General features: G+C 48.1%; 23 protein-coding genes. 16 read left to right on the forward strand and 7 right to left on the reverse strand.

The genetic code is table 11. The features are described from left to right. Positions 1–6 precede the first annotated feature (6 nt). From ACTHUG_RS03580 to ACTHUG_RS03640, 13 genes are all read left to right on the forward strand, one after another. The gene (locus ACTHUG_RS03580; RefSeq protein ID WP_440386336.1) at positions 7–210 is read left to right on the forward strand and encodes a hypothetical protein; all 204 of its coding nucleotides are present in this window, start codon (positions 7–9) and stop codon (positions 208–210) included. After that, on the forward strand, positions 194–511 hold the full coding sequence (locus tag ACTHUG_RS03585; RefSeq protein ID WP_314575466.1) for an ogr/Delta-like zinc finger family protein: 318 nt from the start codon (positions 194–196) through the stop codon (positions 509–511). The genes ACTHUG_RS03580 and ACTHUG_RS03585 overlap by 17 nt, the downstream gene beginning before the upstream one ends. A 10-nt stretch (positions 512–521) precedes the next feature. Next, the gene (locus ACTHUG_RS03590; RefSeq protein ID WP_440386335.1) at positions 522–959 is read left to right on the forward strand and encodes a hypothetical protein; all 438 of its coding nucleotides are present in this window, start codon (positions 522–524) and stop codon (positions 957–959) included. A 14-nt stretch (positions 960–973) separates the two neighbouring features. Further along, positions 974–1,669 (forward strand): DNA methyltransferase, encoded by a 696-nt coding sequence (locus ACTHUG_RS03595; RefSeq protein WP_440386333.1) that lies wholly within the window; start codon positions 974–976, stop codon positions 1,667–1,669. 20 nt (positions 1,670–1,689) lie between these two features. Then, the gene (locus ACTHUG_RS03600) at positions 1,690–1,902 is read left to right on the forward strand and encodes a hypothetical protein (protein ID WP_440386332.1); all 213 of its coding nucleotides are present in this window, start codon (positions 1,690–1,692) and stop codon (positions 1,900–1,902) included. Then, entirely contained in the window at positions 1,899–2,078 is a 180-nt protein-coding gene (locus ACTHUG_RS03605; protein ID WP_107832002.1) for a hypothetical protein, read from the forward strand. The genes ACTHUG_RS03600 and ACTHUG_RS03605 overlap by 4 nt, the downstream gene beginning before the upstream one ends. Positions 2,079–2,116: 38 nt before the next feature. Beyond that, on the forward strand, positions 2,117–2,563 hold the full coding sequence (locus tag ACTHUG_RS03610) for a nucleoside triphosphate pyrophosphohydrolase family protein (protein ID WP_440386331.1): 447 nt from the start codon (positions 2,117–2,119) through the stop codon (positions 2,561–2,563). 3 nt (positions 2,564–2,566) lie between these two features. After that, positions 2,567–2,809 carry a head morphogeneis protein gene (locus tag ACTHUG_RS03615; protein WP_440386330.1) on the forward strand — a complete coding sequence of 81 codons (243 nt, stop codon included), beginning with the start codon at positions 2,567–2,569 and terminating at the stop codon, positions 2,807–2,809. Between the two features lie 10 nt (positions 2,810–2,819). Next, entirely contained in the window at positions 2,820–3,032 is a 213-nt protein-coding gene (locus ACTHUG_RS03620; protein WP_440386329.1) for a hypothetical protein, read from the forward strand. Next, complete coding sequence (locus ACTHUG_RS03625; protein WP_440386328.1) at positions 3,032–3,157, forward strand: hypothetical protein; 126 nt, start codon at positions 3,032–3,034, stop codon at positions 3,155–3,157. The genes ACTHUG_RS03620 and ACTHUG_RS03625 overlap by 1 nt, the downstream gene beginning before the upstream one ends. Next, positions 3,154–3,501 (forward strand): hypothetical protein, encoded by a 348-nt coding sequence (locus ACTHUG_RS03630; protein WP_440386327.1) that lies wholly within the window; start codon positions 3,154–3,156, stop codon positions 3,499–3,501. The genes ACTHUG_RS03625 and ACTHUG_RS03630 overlap by 4 nt, the downstream gene beginning before the upstream one ends. A 5-nt stretch (positions 3,502–3,506) precedes the next feature. Next, positions 3,507–5,783, forward strand: coding sequence for a replication endonuclease (locus ACTHUG_RS03635; RefSeq protein ID WP_440386326.1), 2,277 nt, complete (start codon positions 3,507–3,509; stop codon positions 5,781–5,783). Positions 5,784–5,994: 211 nt separating this feature from the next. Next, positions 5,995–6,324 (forward strand): helix-turn-helix domain-containing protein, encoded by a 330-nt coding sequence (locus ACTHUG_RS03640; RefSeq protein WP_440386325.1) that lies wholly within the window; start codon positions 5,995–5,997, stop codon positions 6,322–6,324. 391 nt (positions 6,325–6,715) lie between these two features. On the opposite strand, the gene ACTHUG_RS03645 is transcribed toward ACTHUG_RS03640, so the two are convergent. The 5 genes from ACTHUG_RS03645 to dnaQ all read right to left on the reverse strand — a co-directional run bounded on the left by ACTHUG_RS03645 (position 6,716) and on the right by dnaQ (position 10,180). After that, positions 6,716–7,459 (reverse strand): thermonuclease family protein, encoded by a 744-nt coding sequence (locus ACTHUG_RS03645; RefSeq protein WP_440386324.1) that lies wholly within the window; start codon positions 7,457–7,459, stop codon positions 6,716–6,718. Positions 7,460–7,533: 74 nt separating this feature from the next. Then, on the reverse strand, positions 7,534–8,205 hold the full coding sequence (gene rpiA, locus ACTHUG_RS03650) for a ribose-5-phosphate isomerase RpiA (protein ID WP_440386323.1): 672 nt from the start codon (positions 8,203–8,205) through the stop codon (positions 7,534–7,536). Between the two features lie 43 nt (positions 8,206–8,248). Beyond that, positions 8,249–8,728, reverse strand: a complete 480-nt coding sequence (gene ispF / locus ACTHUG_RS03655) for a 2-C-methyl-D-erythritol 2,4-cyclodiphosphate synthase (RefSeq protein ID WP_003679071.1) — start codon at positions 8,726–8,728, stop codon at positions 8,249–8,251. A 31-nt stretch (positions 8,729–8,759) separates the two neighbouring features. Further along, on the reverse strand, positions 8,760–9,446 hold the full coding sequence (gene ispD, locus ACTHUG_RS03660; RefSeq protein ID WP_315093620.1) for a 2-C-methyl-D-erythritol 4-phosphate cytidylyltransferase: 687 nt from the start codon (positions 9,444–9,446) through the stop codon (positions 8,760–8,762). Beyond that, positions 9,443–10,180: a DNA polymerase III subunit epsilon gene (gene dnaQ, locus ACTHUG_RS03665; protein ID WP_036490680.1), complete on the reverse strand. Its 738-nt coding sequence runs from the start codon at positions 10,178–10,180 to the stop codon at positions 9,443–9,445. The genes ispD and dnaQ overlap by 4 nt, the downstream gene beginning before the upstream one ends. A gap of 340 nt (positions 10,181–10,520) precedes the next feature. Here dnaQ and ACTHUG_RS03670 point away from each other — a divergent pair, with 340 nt between their 5' ends. The 3 genes from ACTHUG_RS03670 (at position 10,521) to ACTHUG_RS03680 (ending at position 13,848) form a co-directional block, all read left to right on the forward strand. After that, positions 10,521–10,997 (forward strand): hypothetical protein, encoded by a 477-nt coding sequence (locus tag ACTHUG_RS03670; RefSeq protein WP_003746951.1) that lies wholly within the window; start codon positions 10,521–10,523, stop codon positions 10,995–10,997. Between the two features lie 142 nt (positions 10,998–11,139). Then, positions 11,140–11,823, forward strand: a complete 684-nt coding sequence (locus tag ACTHUG_RS03675; protein ID WP_440386322.1) for a 16S rRNA pseudouridine(516) synthase — start codon at positions 11,140–11,142, stop codon at positions 11,821–11,823. A gap of 660 nt (positions 11,824–12,483) precedes the next feature. Further along, positions 12,484–13,848: a sodium-dependent transporter gene (locus tag ACTHUG_RS03680; RefSeq protein WP_440386321.1), complete on the forward strand. Its 1,365-nt coding sequence runs from the start codon at positions 12,484–12,486 to the stop codon at positions 13,846–13,848. Between the two features lie 59 nt (positions 13,849–13,907). Here ACTHUG_RS03680 and dld read toward each other — a convergent pair whose 3' ends face one another. Next, the gene (gene dld, locus ACTHUG_RS03685) at positions 13,908–15,599 is read right to left on the reverse strand and encodes a D-lactate dehydrogenase (protein ID WP_440386320.1); all 1,692 of its coding nucleotides are present in this window, start codon (positions 15,597–15,599) and stop codon (positions 13,908–13,910) included. A gap of 165 nt (positions 15,600–15,764) precedes the next feature. Next, entirely contained in the window at positions 15,765–17,888 is a 2,124-nt protein-coding gene (pnp, locus tag ACTHUG_RS03690; RefSeq protein ID WP_156102680.1) for a polyribonucleotide nucleotidyltransferase, read from the reverse strand. Positions 17,889–17,906 lie beyond the last annotated feature (18 nt).

Raw genomic sequence — 17,906 nt, forward strand, 5'->3', positions numbered from 1 at the left:
GGGGATATGTCAAACAATCAATTAATCATCGTAAACGCCAAGCACCAAGAAATCGCGCGTCATGAGCTGACCGACCGCGAAGCCGAAAACTTCCGCCTCGCCGAGCCGATGAAACGCTTTCCGAATATCCGCGCAACGGCGACCTACCGCAAACACGGCGGCGGCCTAGTAGTTTATGCAAGGGAGCAAGCCCATGACGGTCAAAAATAGAAACCAACACGAAAAAGGCCGTCTGAAATTGGCGCAGCAAGCCTGCCCATGCTGCGAAGAGCCTTGTGTCATTTACGCGTCTTTCCGGCAAACCGTCCTGACCCGCTTATATTATTTGCGCTGCACCAATCCCCTCTGCGGATGGACTGGAACAGGATATTTTGAGATTAGCAGCACGATTCAGAAAGGCAGCCGATTCTATGCCGAAAAGAGCAAAGAGCCGCCGGAAATCCACGGCGAAACGCTCAAGGCAGTGGAAGAGGATATCAAACTCATGCAGCAGGAAACGCTGCTTCCATAGGGGATAGGAAATGAATCAACCGCAAGCCATGCAAAGCATCCGCCAAACGCTGGTCGCCGCCAAATCCAAGCAAGCCAAGATTTTTAATGCCCTAGAGCGCGACGCCATGCCCAGCCGGCCGAAACCAGCCTACACAGCCAACGAGCTGGCCGCCATGACCATGACGCTGGGGCAGGTGGAGCAAGTGGAGAAAGTGCAGGAAATCGTCGCCCAGCTTCGGCAGTTGGTGCAATCGGTCAATACCATCAATGTCGCCTACGGGCTGGGGCTGCCAAACCTGACCGCAAACGAGATTAATCACTACCTGCTCGACCTCGATAATCGCGTCAGAAGCGCAGGCTACGCCGCCAACAAAATGGGCGTTGAAGAAGTCGTCAAAAAAATTGGAACAGTACAAGCCAAACAGCGGCCGCCCATCACAGACCGCCGCGCCATCAGAGGCAATTAAGGGGAAAGAAAAAGATGAGAATTTTAGCTTTATTTGACGATGGCAACGGCAGCGTAAAAAAGGCACTGCCTGAGCATGATGTAGTGTCGGTAGGGATTGGGAATGCCGACATTGTGATGGATTTATCAGACTTGAAGAATATTAAAAAACTTGTCGATATGCACAAGAAAGAGCCGTTTGATTTACTGATGGCAAGCCCGCCGTGTGAATCTTGGAGCTTCGCAACAGGAGGAGATAACGGAAACGCTTACCGAGATAAAAACAGCCTAGCATTACGAACTTTTCAAAACTGGAAAAACAATCCGTATGTGGCAGTCCGTAAATTGGTTGAGCGTAACGCGCCTGAAATTCCTGCTGTCTATTCCAGATATTTTAGAAAGGGAGTGAACGGCGATTTAACAGCGTTGTTCACGGCTGAATTGGTCAAGGCTTTGGGAATCCCGTTTGTTATCGAGAATCCTCAATCATCAATGATTTTTGACAAGTTGGAGCGTGAGGGATTGAGTTTCGTGAAGAACGTGGCCTGTTATGCCGCATATAGCGATGATTTCCCGCTTAAAAGAACTGGTTTCGCTTCAGGCGTGGCGATGAATTTAAAACAGGCGAAGCGCGCGAAATTTGCATTTTGCGATTGGAAAGGAAGCAAACATATCGTGCGGTCATCCATACCTGTTGATTTAATTAAAGACATTGTGAGTTATTTTGAATAAAGAAAACAAAAGGATTAATCATGAAAATCAGAATCCGCTACATACTCGACATCATCGCAATGGCTTTGGCGATGTGGGCATTAATGACCATGATGCCGTCTGAAGCCAAAACCGCCGAAGAAACGCCGACAGTCATGGACATCCAGGCGCGCGAAGCCGAAGCCAAAGCCGCAGCCGACTACGAAAGCCCGGAATACGACCCGACACAGGGCGACGCGGAGGCAGCGCGATGACGGTGCAGGAATTGTTTAACGACATCCCACTCTGGCAAGTCGCCCACATCCTGCCCCACGAAGCGGCGCAAATCGTCGCCGAATGGTTGCACGAAGAAGCGCAACGCCGCAGCGAGGTGGAATACACCGAGAAAGAAATCGCCGATTGGGCGGCGAGAATTGGGAATATTAATTAGGTTTTAGGTAAGCGTTTATTTAAAAGAAAGGATTAAAAATGAATACATTGGAAAGTATTAAGGAGTGGTTCGGAAAAGCAGTGCCACAACCGAAGATTGAAAATCAGATGATGCAGATAGGCTGTCATTTTGAAGAGATTAAAGAGATGTGCCATGCCATGAATCTCTATTGTGACGATGTTGTTACTCAAGAATTGAGGTTCAAGACTAATCTTTTGTCATATAGACACGGTATCGAGAATATGGGCAGCAAAGAAAAAGCGGCAGTTTTGGACGCGCTTTGCGACCAAATCGTTACAGCCTGCGGCGTAGGCTACATGATGGGCTTTGATATGGCAGGCGCGTTGGACGAAGTGAATAAATCCAACTGGAGCAAATTCAAAGACGGCGTACCGGTATTTGATGAAAACGGCAAAATCGCCAAAACAGACGGCTACTTTAAGCCTGATTTGGAGAAGTTTTTAAATAAAAATAAGGAGTTATAAAAAATGGAAAATGGGATTTGGCCGAGTAATCCACGCATATCAGACTTAATCAGGCGATTGGAAGACTTGAAGGCAGAGCATGGCAACTTGCCAATAACTCACGAACCTCTGCGGGGTGGAGTTGTGTATGCCGACATAAGTGAATTTAAAGTTGCCTATGTTAGACCTAAAGAAAAACGTGAACGAACATGGTCTTACCGTATCGGAGCAGCCCAAGAAGGCGATTTTAAAGTAGTAAAAGTTTAAAGGGAAAAAGATGAAAACTTACAAAATCATGAATTACGAGCCACACGGCAGCGACGTGCAAATCGGCAAAATCATCGCAACGGCAGACGGCGAAGCAGTCCTCGAAATCAACGCCGACGGCGGCGGCAAGAAAAAGCCCTACAAGACCATCAATGCCGCACTGTATGAAGTACGAAACCGACGCGGCTGGCCGTCAGCTTATTTGGTACGCGAGGCAGCCTGATGGATATTGTTTTCCTGATTTTGGTTTTGCTGACGATTTTCGCAGTAGCCGTCGCCCTCGCCCTGTTGGTTTTATTGTGCGCGTATCTCTTATGGGCGGAAACGCAGAAAGAATACGAGCTATGAATCGAGAGCTAGAGGCCAAAAATTTTGAAGCATGGGCGCGCAAGCGCGGCATGAATCCTCAACAAAAGCCGGGCGGCGGCTACTACTCGAGAGAGACCCAAGTCGCCGCGATGGCTTGGAGCCAAAGGGCAAAAATAGGCGAGGCAGGATTTTGGATGACAACGCAAAACAGACCGCCTGAATATCAACAGATTTTATTTTTTGACGGCGAAAAAGTGCAGGCCGGTTTCTACGGCCAGCGGCGATACGAGAATTTAGAGGGGCGCAAATTCCCCGAAGCAGAGGTCACATACTGGCGGCCTTTCCCTGATACACCCTACGGCCCGATTCGGGCGGACGATTAACGAAAATGACCTATTTCCACATGGCTCCGGTATTGGAGCAAGACATACAAAAGACCCTGCCCCACGGCCTGGCCTATGTGGTTATCAGCAGCTGGCAGCGCACGGCCAACCCTGCCGCAGGGCTGGCCGATTTGGCTGCCGCTGTCAAAGCCGACAAAGAGGCGGCGCGCGCGCTTGCCGCCGTGCGAAATCTACACCTGCCCGACGGCCTCGACCTGTCGGCAGATAACGAGACCATCGAAGCCAGGGCGCAGGCTTTGGCTGCTAAGTTTGAGCAAAAAGAAATGCTGGGCATGGGCTACAAGCACATGATGGACGCAGCCGACAAAGAGGGCATCCGCTCCGCCGAAGTATTTGAGCAGCAACTGCGCAAAATCGCCAAAGCCGCCGAAAGCGACGATGAAGAGCTGCTGGCCGAAGGCATAGCCGGCATTAAAGGCCGTCTGAAAGAAAAAAAATGGTGGAAACGCCAACTCTACAAATTTATCTACCGCGTATTTGAAGCCGTCATGCGCGAATGCGGCATGGTACACCGCCGCGCCGGTTTGTATATCTCAAACGAGGCATTCAAACGCTTTGAGCAACGCAAGCTCAAGGCGCGCGCGTTTTTCGAGCAAGCCGAAGCAATCTGCGAAGAGACTGGCGAATCATTCGTCTTGGCAGAATTGTGGGAGCATTCAATGGCTAATCCTGCCATCCGCCGCATGGAGCTGATGACGCGCATGAGAGGCTTTGACGAAATCAGCCGCGTGCATGGCCACTACGGCTGCATGGTTACACTGACCTGCCCTAGCCGCTTTCACAAAAAACTGTCTAAAAACAGCGCCGACAATCCGAAATTTGACGGCAGCACGCCGCGCGATGGCGCAGACTACCTGCAAAAAGTCTGGACGCAAATCCGCGCCAATCTTGGACGCGCCGGTATCCGTATCTACGGCTTCCGCGTTGCCGAGCCGCACCATGACGCAACGCCGCACTGGCACTTGCTCCTATTCATGGAGCAGGCACACAAGGAGGCTTTCCGCCGCGTTGTCGCCAAATACGGCTGCCGCGCCGACCGCGAGGAGCTGGGATTAAATTATTTTGAGACCGACAAAGAGCGCACCGCCGAAGCGAAACGCCGCCAAGAAGCCATCATGCGCGAATCTGGCAAGAAAATCAGCCTCGCCCAACTCAAAGCCGCCATGAAGACGGAGGACGAGTTTTGGGAGAATTATTCTTTCCGCTTTTGGCAAAAATCGCGCGCGTCTGCCCGTGTTGACTTCAAAGACATCGACCCGGCCAAAGGCTGCGCCGCTGCCTATTTGGCAAAGTACGTCTCCAAAAATATTGACGGCCTGACCAACTCCGGCGAGAGCATGGGCGACGATGACGAGGCAGAGCCAGGCACATCAGCCGCCGAAACCGCAAAACGCGTCGGCGCGTGGGCTTCGCAATGGGGCATCCGCCAATTCCAACAAATTGGCGGCGTGCCGGTTACTCTTTATCGAGAGCTGCGCCGCGTCCACGTTGACGCCGAAGATTCTCTCTTGTATCGCGCCGTCCACGCGGCCGACCAGGGCGACTGGGGCAAATTTGTCGCTTTATTGGGCGGCGAAGACTACGCATTCGTTAAGCGCGCGGATTTGCCGTTGGCTTTGTACAAAGAAGAAACAGACGAGCGCAACCAATACGGCGAAGAGAAAGCCGCAATCCTGCGCGGCGTCGTCGAGCTTGAAACGGGGGAATACCTCATTTCACGCGAGAAAGAGTGGGTTTTGAAATACGGCGGCTCCGCCGCCGCTTGGACTCGTGTCAATAACTGTACGGAAATCTCCGAGGCAGATTTGGCGGCAGTTTCCGACACGATAACTTATAAGATTCCGTCAACGCCCGAAGAAATTGAGCAAACCCTCGCCGCCTGCGAGGAAATCGACGACCTGCCGAACTGGGATATTTTGCCGGATGAAAGCTGGGATTTTGATTTATATGGTTTCGACGGCGAAGAGCAAGGCAAAGGCCGTCTGAAAAAAGCCGATCAAGACAAAATCATCGCCGCCGCGCGCGAAGCCGCTGACGCGGCTCGTCAAAAATCTTTGGATATTTGGAAATTTAAAGACTACATGCGCCGCCTAGACGGACTGCGCATGGTCAAACCGCTGACCGACGACACGCCGGTCATCAAACAACAACGCCGCCAACGCTACCAACCGCGCCCACGCGTGTGGACGGTTGACGACGTCTTGGCACGAGGCCAAGAGCTGCTGGCCAAAATCGGCGAAGAATTGGAAAAATTGGATTAAAACGAGGGGCAAGGAATGAATGAATACATAACGCTTGAACAGGTCAAAGAGCTTTGGACGATACCGGGCAAAAAGCCGCCATCAACAGCCACAATCTGGCACCGCCGCCGCGCCGGTTTGATACCGCAGCCAAAGCTAGTCGGCCGAGACAACCTATACAAGCGCGAAGATGTCATCAGAATGCGAGACGAGTTTTTGGGAGGTTGAGAAAATGGGGAAAGATACAATTTTGAGAAAAATTTTAAGAAAGAAACGGATAGATATAGGAATTACACAGGAAGAAATGGCTCAAGAATTAGGAATCAGCAATGCAATGATGAGTAATTTGGAGCTGGGGAAATCGACGTCAGAGCGATTACTGATTGCAATAGTGCAAAAATATAATATTTCAGCCGACGAATTTGTAGAAATTGCATGGGAATATTTTTTAAATACAAGACGAATTATCGGGCTTCCTAAAATTATAAAAAGCCAGGAAAACAAATTAAAAACAAGTTTGTCGGAAATGGTAAAAGCCAATTTTGAACAGATTAAAAACTAGAAAATGCCGTCAAATCGACGGCATTTTTTGAATTTTTTATTTGGTATTTTATTTGGTATTAAATCAAATAATAGAAAATATACAATATAAAACAATAAATTAAAATTGAATCTGATAGCCTTCCTCTCTGCCAGATACTAAAGACACCAGCTAACGGTGTCTTTTTTCATATCTGCTCTTTTTGAATATGTTGAATATGGTTGATCTCGTCTATCCGAACAGGGTGTAATGTCTTATCAAGTATCTTACCCTAGTAACATTTTGATGAAAATTCGTGATTTATCCTAAAATCCCGATACCATTTTCCCCTGATATAAAATCTGCCCTATACGTTTATTTCATCATAATGAAAGGCCGTCTGAAAGTTTTCAGACGACCTCTTTCTTAAAACCTACCAAATCCCAAACCATTGTTTATCAGACTGCTTTTTATTGGCATTCTGCTGCTCGTGGTTTTGACGGCGAAATTGCCAAGGCGCTTGCGGATTGTCTTTTTTCCATAAGCCCTTACGTTTTTCCTTGGCTTGTTTTTGTGCGGCCGAATAGTCGGTGTAGGCGGTTTTACTTTGTTGTTTTTTGGCATAACTTACATAATGCCATGCGGCGCCATCCCGTATCTGCATTAAATTCAGGTCGATCGTGCCGACTGATACTTGTGCAACTTCGCGCTGATAGCGGTCGGCTTCAAACACGCGGACTTTGGCTTTTTTATTTAATGCGGCATCAATCAGATTGTCTCGTGATTGCGTACCATAGGCCTGATTGATTTCCGGCGCATCGATATAGGCCATGCGGATTTTGTGTTTTCGGCCGTCGCTATCGATAATGTGCATGGTATCGCCATCATGGATTTTGATAATTTTTCCGTTGTATGTGTAGGATTGTCGCGATGCCTTTTGTTTTTGTTTCTGTTCTTGCTTGGGCTCAGCTTCGGTTTTGGTGTCAGATGTGGCTTTGACGACATTTTCTCCCAGCCATTCATTGACCTTTTCCAAACCGATATTGTCGTTTTGTGCCAATGTTGCGGCAACGCTTACCCCGCTACGAATCAACTCGGTATCGCGTGAGCTGTAACCCAGTGCGCCCAAAACGGATAAAACAACAGGCAACCATTTGATAATTTTACTGATTTGCATATTTTGCCAAATTGAAGGCCGTCTGAAAGACCTGATGTACTTTCAGACGGCCTTTTAAGATTGATTAATCTTCATTAATCCTGACAAGGCAGGATGACTTTTGCACCTTCTGCCGTACCCAAAACCAACACATCGGCGGCATCACGGGCAAAAATACCGTTTTCGACTACGCCGGTGATTTTGTTGATTTCGTCTTCCATTTTCAGGGCTTGGTCGATATTGAGGCCGTGAACATCAACGATTTGGTTACCATAGAAAGTAGTATAGCCGACACGCAACTCAGGCTGTCCGCCCATGGCAAGCAGTTTGCGCGACACCAGCGAACGGGCATTTTCAACCACTTCCACCGGCAATGGGAATTTGCCCAAACGGGAAACATATTTGCTTTCATCGGCAATACAGATAAATTTATCCGATGCGCTGGCCACGATTTTTTCATTCAAATGCGCACCGCCACCGCCTTTAATCATTTGCAGCGCGTGGTTGACTTCGTCTGCGCCGTCAACATAAACCGCCAAACCCATCACATCATTCAGTGAAACTTCTGGAATTTCGTATTTTGCCAAAAGCTCGCTGGATTTTTTGGAAGTAGATACGGCGCCCTTGATTTTCTTACCGCTTTTACCCAAAGCTTCGATAAAAAAGTTAATGGTAGAGCCGGTGCCGATACCGATGTATTCATTTTCAGGAACAAATTCCACCGCTTTTTCGGCAGCAATGCGTTTGAGTTCGTCTTGAGTTGCCATGTTGTCAGTCTTTCGGTTTGAATGATGAAACGATTTTAAGCCCTTAGGCTTTAATCAGCAATACTGCCGCTTGTGCTTCAATGGCTTCCATACGCCCCAGATAGCCGAGTTTTTCGTTGGTTTTGCCCTTGATGTTGACGCAGTTTTCAGGCAAGCCCAAATCTGCGGCAATATTGGCGCGCATGGCCGGAATATGTGGCGCGAGTTTGGGTTTTTGCGCAATCACGGTCGTATCGACATTAACCACCTTCCAACCCAATGCCTGCACGCTTTGATAAGCCTCACGCAACAGCACACGGCTGTCTGCATCTTTGAACTCGGCGGCAGTATCAGGAAAATGGCTGCCGATATCGCCCAAACCGGCCGCGCCCAACAGGGCATCGGTAATCGCATGCAAAAGCGCATCGGCATCGGAATGACCCAGTAAGCCCTTTTCAAACGGAATGTTGACGCCGCCGAGTATCAAATCTCGCCCTTCAACCAACTGATGGACATCGTAGCCCTGTCCGACACGGATATTCATATTATTTCCTTAAATAATGGGTTTTGATTGTTCAGACGGCCTTGAGCAACAATCTGACAATGTATTCGTCTTGCGGCAGCGTCAATTTTAAATTGCGCGTATCGCCCTGCACCAAGCGCGGCCGGATACCCAGTTTTTCAACCGCTGACGCTTCATCCGTAATCTCACTCAAATCATCAACCGATAAGGCGCGATTTAATAAGGCCGTCTGAAAAAGCTGCGGCGTTTGCGCCTGCCATAATCCTGCACGTGCAACGGTTTCATCAATATGATGACTGCCGTCTGCCCGCTTGAGCGTATCAGCCACCGGTATGGCCAGAATGCCACCTTCATCATTCTCGCCTGCCTCATCAAGCAAACGCGTTAACGCTTCGGCAGGCAGACAACAACGAGCGGCATCATGAACCAAAATATTGTCTTGCGCCTCGGCCAAACCTTGTTCTAATAGAGTAGATACGCCGTTGCGTACCGTTTCGGCACGACTTGCACCGCCCACTCGGAAGACACGCACTTTCTCAGACAGGGCCGTCTGAAAAACCGAATCTTCCGGCGAAAGAATAACGGCAATTAAATCTATGCGTGAGTGTTGCTCAAAAATTTCTATGGTGTGTTGCAATACGGTTTTACCATTGATTTCAACATATTGTTTGGGTTTTCCCGCGCCAAATCGCGCCCCGACACCGGCAGCGGGAATCAAAGCGATATTGCGGCGCATCATGCTGACGCTCCGGCATCGGCCTCATCCGGCGTTTCAGCCTTGCGCCATACGCATGCTTCGCCCAAATCGTCCAAATATTTTTCATGTGCGGCCAGCTCGTCCGCATCGGCTTTGATGACTTTCAACTGCGATGTACGTTTGGTTTCCGCAATAATGGTTGGTTTGACTTCGCCCTCTTCTTCCACCTCTCCGCCCATCAGGTCGAACTGCTGACGCGTCATGGCAAGATAGACTTCACCCAAAAGCTCGCAGTCGATTAACGCGCCGTGCAAGACACGTTTGCTGCGGTCAACGGAAAAGCGGTTACACAAGGCATCCAAGCTTGCCTTTTGCCCCGGAAACATTTCACGCGCCATGGCCAGCGTGTCGGTGACTTTACAACCCAGTTCCTCAATAGAAGGCAAACCCATGCGGCGGAATTCCATATTCAGGAAGCCGACGTCAAACTTGGCGTTATGGATAATCAGCTCTGCGCCACGTATGAAGTCGGCAATCTGTTTACCCACTTGGGCAAACGGCGGCGCATTCTTCGCTTCCAATACTTCAATCGTCAAACCATGCACCTTCGCTGCTTCCTCCGGCATATCGCGTTCCGGGTGGACATATAAATGAAGGTTGGAGTCGGTCATTTGGCGGTTGATCATTTCCAAGCCGGCAAATTCGACCAGACGGTCGCCGTTTTCAGGATAAAGGCCCGTGGTTTCCGTATCGAGGATAATCTGACGTTGGCTCATGGTTGGTGGTTTCTGCAATTATCAAAACGTCCTGAATCATACTGAAGGCCGTCTGAAATGTATAGTCAGCAAAACTTTAGCTGCTTTTCAAATGCCCTTTTAACGCTGGATTTGTTCAGACGGCCTTTATTCTTTTTTCATCTATTGGCCGGCTATTACTCCAATTTTGAGTAGAAACCCAATTTCTACAAATTTTTTTAAATTTAATTTCTTTAATAATGAATACCTTACTTATTATTTAAATAATAGGAACAATTATCATTTGCAAATTTAAAAAATCTCCGTATAATACAACCCATCGAAACGAAACAACCGCACCACAGAATGAAAGGAGAAGAAAATGCCCGAAAGTATTTTTAAGCAAGTCTCCCTTGACATTCTGAGACTGCACCAACAAGCCATCCGCTCTTTAATTGCCACCAAGTGTTGCGATGAGTGCGAAGTACACGACGCAGTATTCATTACTTTAGATGGCCGCTATTATGTTTGGCTTCCTTGCATGGGCAAATCGCCCCAATCAGAAACCGGCATCCTGCTGATTGAAGATGAAGACGGCAATACGCGCTTAAGCTGGGTGGCCGATACACGCGAAGTCAAGCAAAAAGACAGTCTGTACAACCGCGTTGTTTCCGCCCTGCAACGAAAAATGCAGCGCACGAAAAACAAGTTCATCCAGTCGGCAAACGCCCGATTGCTCGAACTTACGCCTCAGCAAGGCCGTCTGACGACAAACAGCGAAGATTTCTCGCTTTCACCACATGACTTGATGAAAGCACTTTATCCGGCAACACATCAAATAGGAGAATTTGCCCTGTAACAGTTTTTGGTAGTGGTTTGTGTTCCTTTTGCGCCCCTTAACATTTTAAAGGGGCGATTTTTTTGCCTCTGCTTTTCAGACGGCCTTAAAACCGGTTTTCCAGTACAATAAAGGCCGTCTGAACATTTCCTACTTTTCAACCATGCAACTGCTTAAATACATCCAAGCGCAAGGCCTCGGCAGCCGCAAGCAATGCCAGTGGCTGATAGACAATGACTGTATCGCCATAAACGGCGAAATTCATAATCGTGCCAAAGACGATATCGATCCGTCTCAAGTGCACACCCTGTCTGTTGACGGCGAAGAGATTGCCGCCGTACCCATGCCCTATTTCTACATTTTGCTTCATAAGCCTGCAGATTACGAGACTTCGCACAAACCCCAGCAATATCCGAGCATCTTCAGCCTTTTTCCCGACCACATGCGCAATATCGATATGCAGGCAGTCGGCCGCTTGGATGCAGACACAACCGGCATTATTCTGATTACCAACGACGGGCAATTTAACCACCGCGTTACTTCGCCCAAACACAAAGTTCCGAAGCTCTACCGCGTTACCTTGAAGTATCCTGACGACGATACCCTTTGCGCTACGTTGAAAAACGGAGTCCTCCTGCATGACGATAATGAAACCGTCGCTGCCGCCGAAGCAGTGTTGGCCGACCCAAACACATTGATGATGACCATTACCGAGGGCAAATATCATCAGGTCAAACGCATGGTCGCAGCCGCAGGCAACCGTGTCGAACAACTCCACCGAGAACAATTCGGCGACTGGAATGTCGACGATTTGGCCGCCGGAGAATGGAAATTCATCCAAATCTAAAAAAATTCCAAAATTTTGAGATATTTTTTTAAACAAAATGGATTTTTAATTTATTTAAAATCAACCACCTAAACCTTATTATTTTTATTTAACAGAATTTAACACTAGAAGGACTGAACTATTGTATAATTCGCCTGTCTGAGTAACACTTGCTTCGAGAGAAGTGAGTAAGTGAGTAAGACGTTTTCCCCGTAATGTGTTTGGCCATCTATACTTTCCCCTTAGTATAGATGGTTTTTTTTATCTAAAATTCGGCAGGTCTGCCAACGTACTTTCAGACGGCCTCTCCTTATCAAAGCCCATCATTTCCAAACCGCGCAACCCTATTCATTGCTTGCCAATATTCCCATTTAGTTTCCGATTTCTTCTGCACCCATCCAAACCCGTTCAATTTCAAATAAATCGTTTCATAAAAAGAGCGCTCTATCCAAACAGGTATAAACGTATGCCATTCAGACGGCCTCTGCTGATGCCGTTTATTCAATATTACCTTAGCCGAATTCTCTGTTTGCACGTTTCCATATCAAGTAGACTAGAAAAACTCACTAAAAATTCTTCATTAAATAGTTTTTTTACCTAACATTCTTTTCAGACTTTAGTCAAGATTCGTTAAATCTTTGCGGTAAAATGTTGTCTTTATTTTCATGTATCTGAGTTTTTATGTCTTCCAATCAACCCCGTCAAACTTGGTCCAACCGTTTGACTTACATCCTTACCGTTGCCGGCGCAACTGTCGGCTTTGGTGCAACCTGGCGTTTCCCATATTTGGTCGGTGAAAACGGCGGCGGCGCGTATGTGTTTTTATTCTGTATCGCCATGCTGGTCATCGGTATTCCGATGATTTTGGTGGAAAACGTCATCGGCCGCCGTAAAGGCGTGAACGCGCTGGATGCATTCGGCGGCTCGATGAACGGCAAACCAGTCGCCAAAATTTGGAAAGCGGTCGGTTGGATGGGTCTGCTCGGCGCATTCGGCATCATGGCCTATTACATGGTGCTCGGCGGCTGGGTCATCAGCTACATCGTCAACATCATCGGCGGTAATTTGGACATTTCCAGCCCTGTCAGTGGCGAAGTTACCAAAAGCTTCTTTACCGAACACATCGAAAACAGCCCTTGGGAAATTGCGTTCTACACTTTCTTGTTTGTGGTCGTAAACCAATGGATTTTGGTCAAAGGCGTCATTGGCGGTATTGAAAAAGCGGCAAAATACCTGATGCCGCTGCTGTTTTTATTTCTGATTGCCATGGTTGTGCGCAACGTTACCCTGCCGGGCGCGATGGAAGGGATTACTTTCTATCTGAAGCCTGATTTCAGCAAAATTACCGCCGAACTGTTCGTCTTCGTTTTAGGTCAAGTATTCTTCGCCTTGAGCTTGGGTTTCGGCGTGATGATTACCTTGTCCAGCTATCTGGATAAAAACGAAAATCTGGTTCAAACCGCAGTCATTACCGCCATTACCAATACCATCATCGCCGTGTTGGCGGGTTTTATGATTTTCCCGTCGCTCTTCAGCTTCGGCGTCGCGCCCAATTCCGGCCCGACTTTGGTATTCCAAAGCCTGCCGATTGTGTTCTCGAATATGTGGGCAGGCCCTGTGTTCGCCGTAATTTTCTTCTCGCTGCTCCTGATCGCTGCGCTGACGACTTCGCTGACGATTTATGAAGTGTTGATTACGACGATTCAGGAAAAAACCAAAATCCGCCGTACCGCCGCGATTACGATTGTACTGGCTGCCATCTTCATTTTCGGCAACATCCCGTCTATTTTGAGCTATGGCCCGTGGAAAGACGTTTCCGTGTTCGGCAAAAATATTTTTGATGCCTTTGACTACATCAGCGGCAATATCCTGTTTATGCTGACCGCGCTCGGCTCCGCGCTGTTTGTCGGTTTCGTGATGAAGGATGAAGCAAAGGACGAATTACTTTATAAAGGCAACCATACGACAGTCAATATCTGGTTTGCCTATGTGAAATACCTTGTGCCTTTGGTGATTTTGCTGATTTTTGTCAGCAACTTGTTCTGATAAACAGCATACAAAAAGGCCGTCTGAAATATTCAGACGGCCTTTATTTTAACTATGCTTTATTCTGCCCAGTTTTTCTTCTTACTGGTTTTACCGATACCGGGGTTGAAGCTGTTGGTCGGGTCGAGTTTTTTATAGAACTGTTTCAACTCTGGCTTCGCTTCATACAGATGACCGACATTATGCTCGGCAGGATATTGCGCACCGCGTTGGTCAAGCAGATGGAGCATTTCATGTTCCAAAGCCATACAGTTGTTGCCTTTTTTAATGATGTAGTCCTGATGAAACACATGACACATAAAATGTCCGTAATACAATTTATGGATGATTTTATTGTCGATTTCGGGTGGCAGGGTTTCAAACCAATCACGATCATCACGGCGCAAGGCGATATCGAGTGCGACCAAATCCTCTACTTCATCATCATGTACAGAACGGTAACGGATCGCGGCAGAAGCTACAGCAAAGCGATGCAGCATGGCCGCCTGCGTTTCTTCGGCATTACATTCGAAGAATGCGCCGCCATGGGTTGCAAAATATTCCTTCAAGAAAGCACGCGCTTCTTCTACGCCCTCGCCACCCATTTTCAAGATCAAATGGTGTTCGTATTTGTCGCGATAATTGCGCATAGATTTCGGCAAGTGATCAGGCAAAATTTTACTGATCAGTTGCATGAATTTATCAGAGAAGTGTTTTGGTAAGAAACTTATCTTTTTGCTGAATCTATCCACACGGGCTTTCAGATCAAACAGTTTCGGAAGTTGGTGGGTACCGAACGTCTTGATGATATAAAACGTATCTTTACCATAAACGGCAGCAATATCAAAAGCATGACGATGGATATATTCACCGGAAATAGGCAGGTTTTTAAACTCACTCAAAGCGGCGCGACGAATATCGGTCAGCTCATTAATATCATTGGTGCCGATATAGAAGACGGCAGTCTGTTTTTCTTGCGGAAAAGTATCTAAGCGTACGGCAAACACCATCAGCTTGCCCGCGCAACCTGATGCTTCGTAGTGACGCGCAGGGTCGGCATTAAAACGGGCGGCAGTCGGTTCATTCACTTGGCGGACATGATCGCAGTACGCATGGTCATGCCCTTTGCCTGCATTTTGAACAATGTCTTTTTTCTGATAATGGAAACCTTGCAGATTGGTCAGAATTTCTTCAGGGGTTTCACCCAAATCAATGCCCAAATGGTTGACTAGCTCCAGTTTGCCCTCATCGTTGATTTGCGCAAACAGGGCCATTTCCGTATAAGCCGGACCACGCTGTACCAAAGCACCGCCGGAGTTATTACATACGCCGCCCAATACGGATGCGCCGATACAGGACGAACCGATCACGGAATGCGGCTCACGGCCTAAAGGTTTCAGCAGCAGCTCCAATTGATTCAGGGTAGAACCGGGCAGGCAGACAACTTGTTCGTTATTATTAATCGGCTGAATGATGTTCAGACGCATGGTATTCACAATCACGATATCGCGGTCGTAATCATTGCCGTCAGGAGTCGAGCCGCCAGTCAAACCAGTATTGGCAGCCTGCGTAATCACAATGACATCAGCCTCAACACACGCCTGCAAAATTTGCCACATTTCCAAAACCGTACCCGGACGGACAACCGCCAGCGCCTTGCCCTCGCCAAAACGGTAGCCTTGTCGGTATTGCTCGGTTTTTGCCGGGTCTGTGATGATGTATTTTTCACCGACGGTTTGCGTCAGCCGGCTGATTAATTGCGTAGCATTCATTGCATACTCCTTGAGAGATTAATATATTTATTAGATTGCAAGCATTGTAGTAATCCCTTTTATCAAAGTAAAGGCGAAACCCGTTTTTTAAACTCATCTTTTAAATAAACAAAAGGCCGTCTGAAATTTTCAGACGGCCTTTTGTTTCAAGCTTGAATAATCAGATTATTCAGCGGCTTTCTCTTCGCGAGCAGGCGCTTCCAGCAAAGCTTTGATAGACAGACGTACGCGACCGCGGTCGTCCACTTCCAATGCTTTTACATTTACAACCTGACCTACTTGCAGGTAGTCGCTGACATTGCGTACGCGCTCGTGGGCGATTTGGCTGATGTGTACCAAACCGTCTTTGCCCGGCATCACGCTGACAATCGCGCCAACGTTGTTGTCGAGGATTTTAACCACAGTACCTTCGTACACTTTGCCCACTTCCACTTCGGCAGTGATTTCTTCGATACGTTTTTTCGCCGCATCGCCTGCTTCTTGAGTAGTCGCAGCGATTGTGATGGTACCGTCTTCAGCAATATTGATTTCAGTACCGGTTTCAGCAGTAATCGAACGGATGGTTTCGCCGCCTTTACCAATCACATCACGGATTTTGTCTTGGTTGATTTTCATGGTGAACAAGCGTGGCGCGTGTGCAGACAGCTCTTGCGGGCCTGCAACGGCGGCTTTCATTTGTTCCAAGATGTGCAAACGTGCTTCTTTGGCTTGAGCCAAAGCGATTTGCATGATTTCTTTGGTAATACCTTGGATTTTAATGTCCATTTGCAGCGCGGTTACACCTTCGGTTGTACCGGCTACTTTAAAGTCCATATCGCCCAAATGGTCTTCATCGCCCAAGATGTCGGTCAGGACAGCGAATTTGTTGTTGTCCAAAATCAGACCCATGGCGATACCGGCAACGTGTGCTTTCAAAGGCACACCGGCAGACAATAGGCTCAAGCAGCCGCCGCAGACGGAAGCCATAGAGGAAGAGCCGTTGGATTCGGTAATTTCAGAAACCACGCGCATGGTGTAGCTGAAATCTTCAGGTTCTGGCAATACGGCCAACAACGCACGTTTAGCCAAACGGCCGTGACCGATTTCACGACGTTTTGGCGCGCCTACGCGACCCACTTCGCCGGTAGAGTATGGCGGGAAGTTGTAGTGCAGCATGAAGCGGTCGGTGTATTCGCCAGACAGTGCATCAATGATTTGTTCGTCGCGTGAAGTACCCAAAGTTGCAACTGCCAAAGCTTGGGTTTCGCCACGGGTAAACAGTGCTGAACCGTGCGTGCGCGGCAATACGCCGGTTTGAATGTTCAACGGACGGACGGTGCGGGTGTCGCGACCGTCGATGCGCGGTTGGCCGTCCAAAATTTGGCTGCGGACGACATCGGCTTCCAAGTGTTTGAAAATGCCTTTGATTTCGTTGGCTGCCAGCGTGTCGGTTTCTTCAGTAATTAACGCTTCTTTTACCGCATTCCAAGCTTCGTCCAATTTGGCAGAACGCGCTTGTTTTTGACGGATTTTGAATGCTTCTTTAATGGTTTCACCGGCAATTTCGCGTACTTTGGCCACCAATTCTTCATTGGTTTCAGGTGCTTTCCAATCCCAAACTTCTGGGTTGACTTCGTCGGCAAACTCATTGATGGCGTTAATGGCCACTTGCATTTGATCGTGACCGTAAACAACCGCACCCAACATCACTTCTTCAGACAAGATGTCAGCTTCGGATTCCACCATCAACACGGCTTTGGAAGTACCGGCAACCACCAAGTCTAATTGTGATTTAGCCAATTCGGCTTTAGTCGGGTTCAAAACGTACACGCCGTTTACATAACCCACGCGTGCAGCACCAATCGGACCGGCAAACGGTACACCGCTCAACACCAGCGCGGCAGATGCGCCCAACATTGCAGGAATGTCAGAATCAATTTCAGGGTCAACAGACACCACCATCGCTACGATTTGGATGTCGTGGTAGAAACCTTCAGGGAAGAGAGGACGAATCGGACGGTCGATCAGACGGCTGGTCAGGATTTCTTTTTCGCTTTGTTTGCCTTCGCGTTTGAAGAAACCGCCGGGGATTTTACCTGCTGCGTAAGTACGCTCGAGGTAATCGACAGTCAGAGGGAAGAAGTCTTGGCCTTCTTTCACTTCTTTGTTGGTAGTCACGGCAACCAAAACAACGGTATCGCCCATGGATACTTTAACGGCAGCGGCGGCTTGGCGGGCAATTTCGCCGGTTTCCAAAGTAACGGTTTGATTACCGTATTGGAAGGTCTTAACGTGTTTATTGAACATCATTGTTCCTTTCAAAATACC

The organism is Neisseria sp. P0022.S009, assembly GCF_051956675.1.
Taxonomy (GTDB): Bacteria; Pseudomonadota; Gammaproteobacteria; order Burkholderiales; family Neisseriaceae; genus Neisseria.

Excerpts from the sequence above, each read along its gene's own strand:
- ACTHUG_RS03580 (WP_440386336.1), top strand. The coding sequence starts at position 7 with ATGTCAAACAATCAATTAATCATCGTAAACGCCAAGCACCAAGAAATC.
- ACTHUG_RS03585 (WP_314575466.1), top strand. The coding sequence starts at position 194 with ATGACGGTCAAAAATAGAAACCAACACGAAAAAGGCCGTCTGAAATTG.
- ACTHUG_RS03590 (WP_440386335.1), top strand. The coding sequence starts at position 522 with ATGAATCAACCGCAAGCCATGCAAAGCATCCGCCAAACGCTGGTCGCC.
- ACTHUG_RS03595 (WP_440386333.1), top strand. The coding sequence starts at position 974 with ATGAGAATTTTAGCTTTATTTGACGATGGCAACGGCAGCGTAAAAAAG.
- ACTHUG_RS03600 (WP_440386332.1), top strand. The coding sequence starts at position 1,690 with ATGAAAATCAGAATCCGCTACATACTCGACATCATCGCAATGGCTTTG.
- ACTHUG_RS03605 (WP_107832002.1), top strand. The coding sequence starts at position 1,899 with ATGACGGTGCAGGAATTGTTTAACGACATCCCACTCTGGCAAGTCGCC.
- ACTHUG_RS03610 (WP_440386331.1), top strand. The coding sequence starts at position 2,117 with ATGAATACATTGGAAAGTATTAAGGAGTGGTTCGGAAAAGCAGTGCCA.
- ACTHUG_RS03615 (WP_440386330.1), top strand. The coding sequence starts at position 2,567 with ATGGAAAATGGGATTTGGCCGAGTAATCCACGCATATCAGACTTAATC.
- ACTHUG_RS03620 (WP_440386329.1), top strand. The coding sequence starts at position 2,820 with ATGAAAACTTACAAAATCATGAATTACGAGCCACACGGCAGCGACGTG.
- ACTHUG_RS03625 (WP_440386328.1), top strand. The coding sequence starts at position 3,032 with ATGGATATTGTTTTCCTGATTTTGGTTTTGCTGACGATTTTCGCAGTA.
- ACTHUG_RS03630 (WP_440386327.1), top strand. The coding sequence starts at position 3,154 with ATGAATCGAGAGCTAGAGGCCAAAAATTTTGAAGCATGGGCGCGCAAG.
- ACTHUG_RS03635 (WP_440386326.1), top strand. The coding sequence starts at position 3,507 with ATGACCTATTTCCACATGGCTCCGGTATTGGAGCAAGACATACAAAAG.
- ACTHUG_RS03640 (WP_440386325.1), top strand. The coding sequence starts at position 5,995 with ATGGGGAAAGATACAATTTTGAGAAAAATTTTAAGAAAGAAACGGATA.
- ACTHUG_RS03645 (WP_440386324.1), bottom strand. The coding sequence starts at position 7,459 with ATGCAAATCAGTAAAATTATCAAATGGTTGCCTGTTGTTTTATCCGTT.
- rpiA (WP_440386323.1), bottom strand. The coding sequence starts at position 8,205 with ATGGCAACTCAAGACGAACTCAAACGCATTGCTGCCGAAAAAGCGGTG.
- ispF (WP_003679071.1), bottom strand. The coding sequence starts at position 8,728 with ATGAATATCCGTGTCGGACAGGGCTACGATGTCCATCAGTTGGTTGAA.
- ispD (WP_315093620.1), bottom strand. The coding sequence starts at position 9,446 with ATGATGCGCCGCAATATCGCTTTGATTCCCGCTGCCGGTGTCGGGGCG.
- dnaQ (WP_036490680.1), bottom strand. The coding sequence starts at position 10,180 with ATGAGCCAACGTCAGATTATCCTCGATACGGAAACCACGGGCCTTTAT.
- ACTHUG_RS03670 (WP_003746951.1), top strand. The coding sequence starts at position 10,521 with ATGCCCGAAAGTATTTTTAAGCAAGTCTCCCTTGACATTCTGAGACTG.
- ACTHUG_RS03675 (WP_440386322.1), top strand. The coding sequence starts at position 11,140 with ATGCAACTGCTTAAATACATCCAAGCGCAAGGCCTCGGCAGCCGCAAG.
- ACTHUG_RS03680 (WP_440386321.1), top strand. The coding sequence starts at position 12,484 with ATGTCTTCCAATCAACCCCGTCAAACTTGGTCCAACCGTTTGACTTAC.
- dld (WP_440386320.1), bottom strand. The coding sequence starts at position 15,599 with ATGAATGCTACGCAATTAATCAGCCGGCTGACGCAAACCGTCGGTGAA.
- pnp (WP_156102680.1), bottom strand. The coding sequence starts at position 17,888 with ATGATGTTCAATAAACACGTTAAGACCTTCCAATACGGTAATCAAACC.